The sequence below is a fragment of the Acinetobacter sp. YH12046 genome (genome assembly GCF_013419905.1).
GTDB lineage: Bacteria > Pseudomonadota > Gammaproteobacteria > Pseudomonadales > Moraxellaceae > Acinetobacter.
The window spans coordinates 54,223-61,939 of the sequence record NZ_VOZF01000016.1 but is presented as its reverse complement, the minus strand read 5'-3'; the positions used below and the strand labels follow the sequence as shown (position 1 = coordinate 61,939).

Genomic DNA, 7,717 nt, shown 5'->3' with positions numbered 1-7,717 from the left:
AAAACCTTCAAAATTCTTGCTGAGCGATATCGCAATCGAGGCAAAAGACTAGCATTAAGATTCAATCTAATTGCTGGAATTTATAACTTGGAGCTGAGTGAAAAATGACTTATGAAAGAAATCTAATATCTCGACTCATAAGTTTTTCTGTTTAAATACATATCTGGAAAATTAACTTTCATTCCAGTTTTTAAAAATTATCTCTTTAATATAAAACCTATCAGCAATTATCAATCATTATTCGCCTTTGAATAATTAAGTTTTAACTATGATTAATTAAATACCCTAAGTAATCAGCTAATATTAAAAAACTTTTTCATCTTAAACTGAATTTGGTAAACGCTTAAAATAAACATGTAGCCAATAAAAAAGCCACTTAATATAAGTGGATGATTTATAAAAAGAATTTTTTGTGGAGATGGCGTCAATTGAACTCAAATCCTAACCTATTAATTCTAAAGTAATTTTATTGAATAAGAAAATTCACTGACCCAATTTTGACCCAAATTAGATTTAGTGTATTGAATTACTTTAAAATCTTGTTCAAATCCAAATTCAGGATTAGAACTGGTGTACACATTTTAACACGTAAAGACTGAAGATCAAAAGCAATGTTATAACATTGCTTTTATTTACTATTCAGTATTTTCTATAGGCCATCTTTTTTCAATTTGTATTTCTGCTTAGAGCTCTTGGTTTATCAGGAATTATTCGTTCAATTAATCTAGCCTCTAATGCAGGACTTAAATATTTTTTTTGAACGTTTCAAGATGCGATAAAGCTAATAATGACATAAGTTCGCTAAGGCTCTATTCCTTGTGTTCCATCGTTTCAATTAGGCGCTTAACTTGATCGCTGACTTGAGCGGTAGCTTGATCACTAGCAAAATTTTTTCCACTAACTAAATGGTTCAAAAAATCCTTCAACTTAGCTATACAAAAAATCATCGCTACATTGTTTTTACAAAATTGACCTATATTATCAATTACCTTTGTAATTACGACTACGTTTTTGTTACTTAGCATGCTGGTGCTTATGCCAATTATTATCTTCAATTTGTAGTGTCATATCACTGATATGATGCCGTTCATGAAGTATATGAAAAGCCTGATCGTATAATTTTTTTTGATCAACATCAGGTGCAACCAAATGCACGGTCAAAACCACCTTTCTTGACGTAATTGCCCAAACTTTTAACTCATGAATACTTTGAACCCCTTCTAACATTAATAAATCTGATCTTAACTTCTCAATATCAATTTCTTCAGGAACACCTTCTAACAATATATGGATACTTTGTTTCAATAATATCCAAGTTCTTGGAAGTACCCAAAACCCAATCAACACTGCAATCAGCGTATCAATCCACATCCATCCTGTGAAATAGATGATTAGTGCACCAATGATGACCCCGACTGAACCTAAAGCATCACTAAGCACCTCTAAATAAGCACCTTTAATATTGAGACTCTCTTTGCTACTCGAGAGCAAGATTTTCATTGAGATGAGATTGATGATCAGTCCGAGTATTGCCACAACCAACATCCCGATACTTTGAATTTCAGGTGGATTCTCAAAGCGCTGATAGGCTTCAAATAAAATATAGAGAGCAACAACAAATAACATCAGTGCATTAAATAATGCAGCCAGAATTTCAAAGCGTTGATAACCAAATGTACGCTTATCATCTGCAGGTTTTTGTCCGATTTTAATTGCCACTAATGCAATCGCAAGTGCAGCAGCATCTGTCAGCATGTGCGCAGCATCGGATAACAGCGCCAAACTTTGCGTCATAAACGCAGTGATGACTTCAATAATCAAAAATGTGGTGGTTAATGCTAAAGCGAAATAGAGTTTTTTGGCATTTTTTTCCGATGCTTCAAAATGACTGTGGTCATGTTGATTTGAGCTACTCATAGTGCTCTCCTTATTATTGATTATTCAAGGTAAGCCGAAGCATTACCTTGAATATATTTATACTTAATAGGTTTCCGTTTGTAGTAGCTTATTGTCCTGATCAGTATTGATCCAGCGATATAAAATAGGAAGTAATACAAGGGTGAGCATGGTGGATGAAATAATGCCTCCAATCACTACCGTCGCTAAAGGTCGTTGTACTTCTGCACCTGTTCCAGTGGCAAGTGCCATGGGCACAAAACCAAGTGAGGCGACACAAGCTGTCATCAATACAGGACGTAAACGTAAAATTGCTCCTCTCCATACTGCTTCATCTAAGCTGTATTGATTTCGAAGCTCTTTGATAAATGTCATCATCACCAGGCCATTCAAGACAGCAACACCTGATAGTGCAATAAAGCCAATCCCTGCTGACATGGATAAGGGAATACCACGTAGCCAAAGGAATAAAACACCACCCGTTAAAGCAAACGGTACGCCTGTAAATACCAAAAGACTCTCTTTAACATTATGAAATACTGCCATGAGCAAAATAAAGATAGTCAATAAGGCCAGTGGAATCACAATTTGCATACGTGATTGAGCTGAAGCTAAATTTTCAAATTGGCCACCATATTCAATCCAGTATCCACTTGGCAGATCATAGTCTTTTAACTGCTTTTGCAGTTCAGAAACATAAGAACCCAGATCACGCCCTTCAACATTAGTTGTCACGACAATACGACGTTTACCATTTTCACGGCTGACTTGGTTCACCCCTTCAATTAGACTGACTGTCGCAACATCGGCTAAGACAATTTGCCCTCCACTAGGAAGCTGAATCGGCAACTGAGCAACTGTTGATGTATTTCGATCTTGATCAGTTAATCTAATTTCAAAATCAAAACGTCGATCACCTTCTAAGATTTCACCCACATTTTGACCACCAATACTGGTTGCCACAAGGTCTTGAATTGAACGCACACTTAGCCCATATTGCGCAGCCAAAGCTTTATTTACCTCGACATTTAGTAATGGCAAACCTGAGGTCTGCTCGACTTTCACGGCACTGCTACCCGATATTTGCTGAATGATTTTGGAGATTTTAGTCGCTTCAGTATTGAGGACATCCATATCATCACCGAAGATTTTCACACCAACATCACTACGCACACCTGAGATCAATTCATTAAATCGGAGTTCAATCGGTTGTGAAAATTCACTATTATTGCCTGGAATCGTGGCTAAATACGCCACCATACGGCCACGTAATTCATCTAAACTTTCTTTAGGATTTGGCCATTCTGAACGAGGCTTTAACATGATATAGCCATCTGAAATATTGGGTGGCATGACATCTGTTGCAACCTCGGCTGTACCCGTTCTGGCAAATACTGCCTTAATTTCAGGGAAACTCTTTAAAAGAAGCTTTTCAGTATTCTCCTGAATACGTAAAGACTCTTCTAAGCCTGTACTTGGTGAACGCAACTGTTGTACCGCAAAGTCTCCTTCACTGAGCTGTGGTGCAAATTCACTGCCGAGTTTGGTACTGATGAATCCTGTAATCACTAATAAACACAGTGCAAAAGTCAGCACAACTGCTTTGTATTGGTACGCAATATCAAGAGTTTGCTGATATTTAGCTTTTAGCCATAACATCCAACGACTTTCTTTTTCTTGAATATCGCCTTTGACCCACAATGCCACCGCAGCAGGCACAAATGTGATCGATAAAATAATGGCTGCAACAAGGGCGAGTACCACTGTCAGTGCCATCGGATGGAACATTTTTGCTTCCACACCACTTAAAGCAAAAATCGGAAAATACACCACTAAAATGATCAATTGCCCAAAAATCAAGGGACGTCGAGCTTGGCGTGCGGCTAAAAAGACCTCTTTAAAACGCTCTTGTTGAGTTAATTGTCGCTTTAACTGTTGCTGAGTATGTGCCAAACGACGAATACAGTTTTCAACAATCACCACCGCCCCATCGACAATAATCCCAAAATCTAAAGCACCTAAACTCATGAGATTGGCACTGATATTTTTTTGCGCCATCCCTGTGAGTGTGAATAGCATCGACAATGGGATTACACAGGCTGTAATTAAGGCTGCACGAATATTCCCGAGAAATAAAAAAAGAATGACGATGACCAAAATGGCGCCTTCAATCAGGTTTTTTTGTACCGTTTTAATCGCCTTTTCGACCAAGCTGGTGCGGTCATAAACAGTTTCAATTTTAACCCCTTTGGGTAAGCTTTTCTGAACCTCTTGGATCTTAGCATCTACCGATTTTGATACCGTACGGCTATTTTCGCCCATCGCCATCATGGCAATCCCAAGTACCGTTTCCACACCGTTATAGGTAGCACCACCTGTTCTTAAGTCATGACCAATGGATACTTGAGCAATATCACCCACACGGATTGGACTACCGTTCGGACTTGCAATCATGGTGTTTTCAATATCACTGATATTATTCAAGGTACCCGGCACACGAACCGTGAGTTGCTGACCATTTTCCTCAATGAACCCTGCACCACGATTTTCATTATTCAGTGTCAAGGCTTGCTGTAATTGATCTAAACCAACATTCAACTGCTGCATACGACTTAGATCGGGCGAAACGAGATAGGTTTTATTATAGCCACCAATACTATTAACCTCAGCAACACCTTTAACTCGTTGCAGTTGCGGTCGAACAATCCAATCCTGAATTTCTCTTAAATCCATCGCTGTATAAGTAGAACCATCTGCTTTTTTTGCATTTGGTTCAGCTTTAACGACCCATTGATAGATTTCCCCTAAACCAGTCGATACAGGTGACATAGTAGGTGAAACTTGATTGGGTAGTTCTGCCTGTACCTCTTGCACACGCTGGTTAATTTGTTGACGTGCCCAATAGATATCGGTTCCATCTTTAAATACAACAGTGACTTGGGATAATCCATAGCGGGAGATTGAACGTGTTAGCTCCAAATCTGGAATACCTGCCATGGCATTTTCAATCGGATAGGTAATCCGTTGTTCTACTTCAAGTGCTGTAAAACCATTGGCTTGGGTATTGATCTGTACTTGGGTATTGGTAATGTCAGGAACAGCATCAATTGGCAACTTCTGATAACTATAAATACCCACCGCAATCCATGTGCAGACAAACAGCATCACCCAAATAGCATTTTGAATTGCAAACTGAATAATGCGCTCAAATAATCCTTCAGGATGAGGTAAATCTTGATTAATGCTCATGACCGGCCTCATCTTTTTCTAATTCAGACTTTAATAAAAAACTGCCATCAGCAATGTATTTCTGCCCTTCAGTTAATCCAGAAATGACTTCTAGCCATTGCCCATCCTGACTGCTCACGCCCACTTCTATTAGCTGTGCTTTAAGATGAACCTGTCCCTTTTCTTCAGACTCAATCACAAATACCACAGGTTTTCCTTCAACCTGCTGTAAGGCTTTTTTCTGAACTCTTAACGCTGTTTTTGCTTGTGCATCAGTCACAAAAACATTTACCAAAACATTTGGACGCAGTACATCCGCTTGTGTGGTGACTTTGGCACGCACTTGTAAACGTCCAGTTTGTAAATCTGCCTGTGAATTCAGCGTTTGCACTTTTGCTTGGTAATTTTGATCAGAACCATTGGTTTTAAAATTTAAAATTTGCCCCGCTTGAAGCTGAATATTTGAGGTATTTGGTAGATTAAATTCCAACCAAAGGTCTTTTAGATTTTCAATCACAAAAAGCTGATCCGCCAGTTGGACATTTTCACCTACCACAATGTCTTTTTGACTGATCATGCCTGGAATGGGTGCGCGAATAACAAAACGTCCATTTTGCCCAGTTGAACCTAGAGCGTGTAGACGGGCTTGCTGAGATTGCACTGTAATTTGGGCTTGGCGATAGGTATTTTCAGCACGCTGCAAATCTTGCTTTGCCGAAATACCTTGTGACCATAACTGTTGTTCTCGTTCGTATTCTTGCTGTGCCAAACGCAAACTTGACTGCGCAATGCTCAAACTCGCTTGTTGATCAATTAATTCAGGGACGGAAAGTACTGCAAGCGTTTGACCACGTTCCACATACTGACCAAGTGCCACATTAACTTGCTCAACATGACCACTAAAATTCGGTGAAATATGCGCTTGTTGATCCGTATTCACCACCAATTTTCCAGGGAGTGTTACAAAGCTGTTTATCTCCCCCTGTGTGACTGTTTCAACTTTAAGGCCATGTTCCACCATCTGTTGCGCTGTAAGCTCTATTTCGCCTTCTTCACTATGCTGATCTTCTTTACTTTCTTTAGCATGATCATCATGCTGTTCATCTTCACCATCATGCCCATGCTCATCATTTTTTTCATTTTGATTACCCAACCAGATCCATACGCTGATTAAAGCCGTTAAGCCGATCAATACACTGATTAAAATGGGTTGAGAGATTTTTCCAAATTGATATTTTTTCACTTTATTCTCCCTGCCCATTCAGCAGATTTTGAGTTTCTACAAAGGCTTTTTTATTGAGTTGGCTATAAGCATTAGATTGGCTGATCTCTTCATAACTTGTGCCTAAACTTAAAGCCTCAACACTGAGACCGATCTGCCAAGCTTGTTTGAGTATTTGCAGTTGTGCCACACGTAAATTTTGCAACTGTAAAGATATCTGTTGTATATCCGTGACAGAGAATTTACCTGCCTGAAAACCCTGTAAAGTTCGAGACTGGACTTTTTCAGAAAGCTGTATTTGCGTATTAATAGCATCATATTGTTGACGCAAGCCTTTCAACTCATTCAAACGGTTTGCAATATCAAGAATTTGTTGTTTTAACTCTCTTTGTTGAATTTGAGTCAATAACTGCTGTTGGCGCTCAGCCATGGGAATAACATATTGTTGACGATTAAAAATATTTAAAGGAACTTCCACCCCTAATACTAAAGTAGTTTCATCCGAAGCTTGAGATGACTTAGTCTGAGCCATGCCAAGATTCAACGTGGGTTGAGGACGGTTTTTTATCTTTAAACTTTCAACCTTTTGCTGAGATTGTTGCATATTTAAGGCATACAGTTTTTCGAGCCAACCGTGTTGGATATTTTTTTCAACTGAACGCTCGATCTCGCTTGGCCAAACCACTTTGTTTGATTGAACACTTAAGGAAGGTTGGGACTCTCCCCATAAATTAGACAATTGTCGTTGCGATGCTTGCAGTGCAAGTAAAGCTTGTTGATATTGTCTTTGAATTTCTAAATGGTCAATCTGAGCACGTTCATAATCTACTAATGCAATACTGCCCGCTTGATAACGTTTGTTAGCGCTGTCTAGATTCGCTTGACTCACTTTCATCTGCTTAGCAAAAAGGGATGTTTCAGTTTCAGATAACAGATATTGTGCCCAAGCATACTTCACCACCATTTCACTCTGTGCTTGCCAGAGTTGCTCTTTAAGTTGAAGCTGCTGTTTTGAAATTGATGCTATTTCTTGGTTTAACTTACGTTGACCAAAGAGATCAAGTGGTTGACTGATACCAACACTCAGTTCTTGTTCCTGACTAGAACTAAAACCGTTTTGTTCAATCGAGAAAGTTGGATTTTGCCAAAGACTGCTGTTTTGAGTATTTAATATCGCAAGTTGCTGACGCTGTTGCTGAAGTTCGAATTGTGATTGATATTGCTGAACTTTGGCTAGAGCATCTTGAAAATTCGAGATTTCATTTGCAGATGCGCTAGTATTTTGAATGCCAAACAGCAAGAGCCCAATCGCTACGCATTGACTTGTAAAAGTCATATTTTGAAAAGACATAGATGTTTCCCACTAAATTA

General features: G+C 38.9%; 4 protein-coding genes and 2 pseudogenes. 1 reads left to right on the top strand and 5 read right to left on the bottom strand.

Annotated elements, in window-relative coordinates; genetic code table 11:
• Positions 1-108: pseudogene (locus FTU03_RS10480) on the top strand (IS5/IS1182 family transposase); the annotation flags it as partial.
• 558 nt (positions 109-666) lie between these two features.
• Here the strand turns inward: FTU03_RS10480 and FTU03_RS16355 are convergent.
• The 5 genes and pseudogenes from FTU03_RS16355 to FTU03_RS10460 form a co-directional block, all read right to left on the bottom strand.
• Positions 667-726, bottom strand: a pseudogene (locus FTU03_RS16355) (hypothetical protein); the annotation flags it as partial.
• A gap of 288 nt (positions 727-1,014) precedes the next feature.
• Positions 1,015-1,917, bottom strand: a complete 903-nt coding sequence (locus tag FTU03_RS10475; RefSeq protein WP_179992962.1) for a cation diffusion facilitator family transporter — start codon at positions 1,915-1,917, stop codon at positions 1,015-1,017.
• 63 nt (positions 1,918-1,980) lie between these two features.
• On the bottom strand, positions 1,981-5,145 hold the full coding sequence (locus FTU03_RS10470) for an efflux RND transporter permease subunit (protein ID WP_179992961.1): 3,165 nt from the start codon (positions 5,143-5,145) through the stop codon (positions 1,981-1,983).
• Positions 5,135-6,385 (bottom strand): efflux RND transporter periplasmic adaptor subunit, encoded by a 1,251-nt coding sequence (locus FTU03_RS10465; protein WP_179992960.1) that lies wholly within the window; start codon positions 6,383-6,385, stop codon positions 5,135-5,137. Before FTU03_RS10465 ends, FTU03_RS10470 begins: the two co-directional genes overlap by 11 nt.
• Positions 6,369-7,697: a TolC family protein gene (locus FTU03_RS10460; protein ID WP_179992959.1), complete on the bottom strand. Its 1,329-nt coding sequence runs from the start codon at positions 7,695-7,697 to the stop codon at positions 6,369-6,371. Before FTU03_RS10460 ends, FTU03_RS10465 begins: the two co-directional genes overlap by 17 nt.
• Positions 7,698-7,717: the final 20 nt, after the last annotated feature.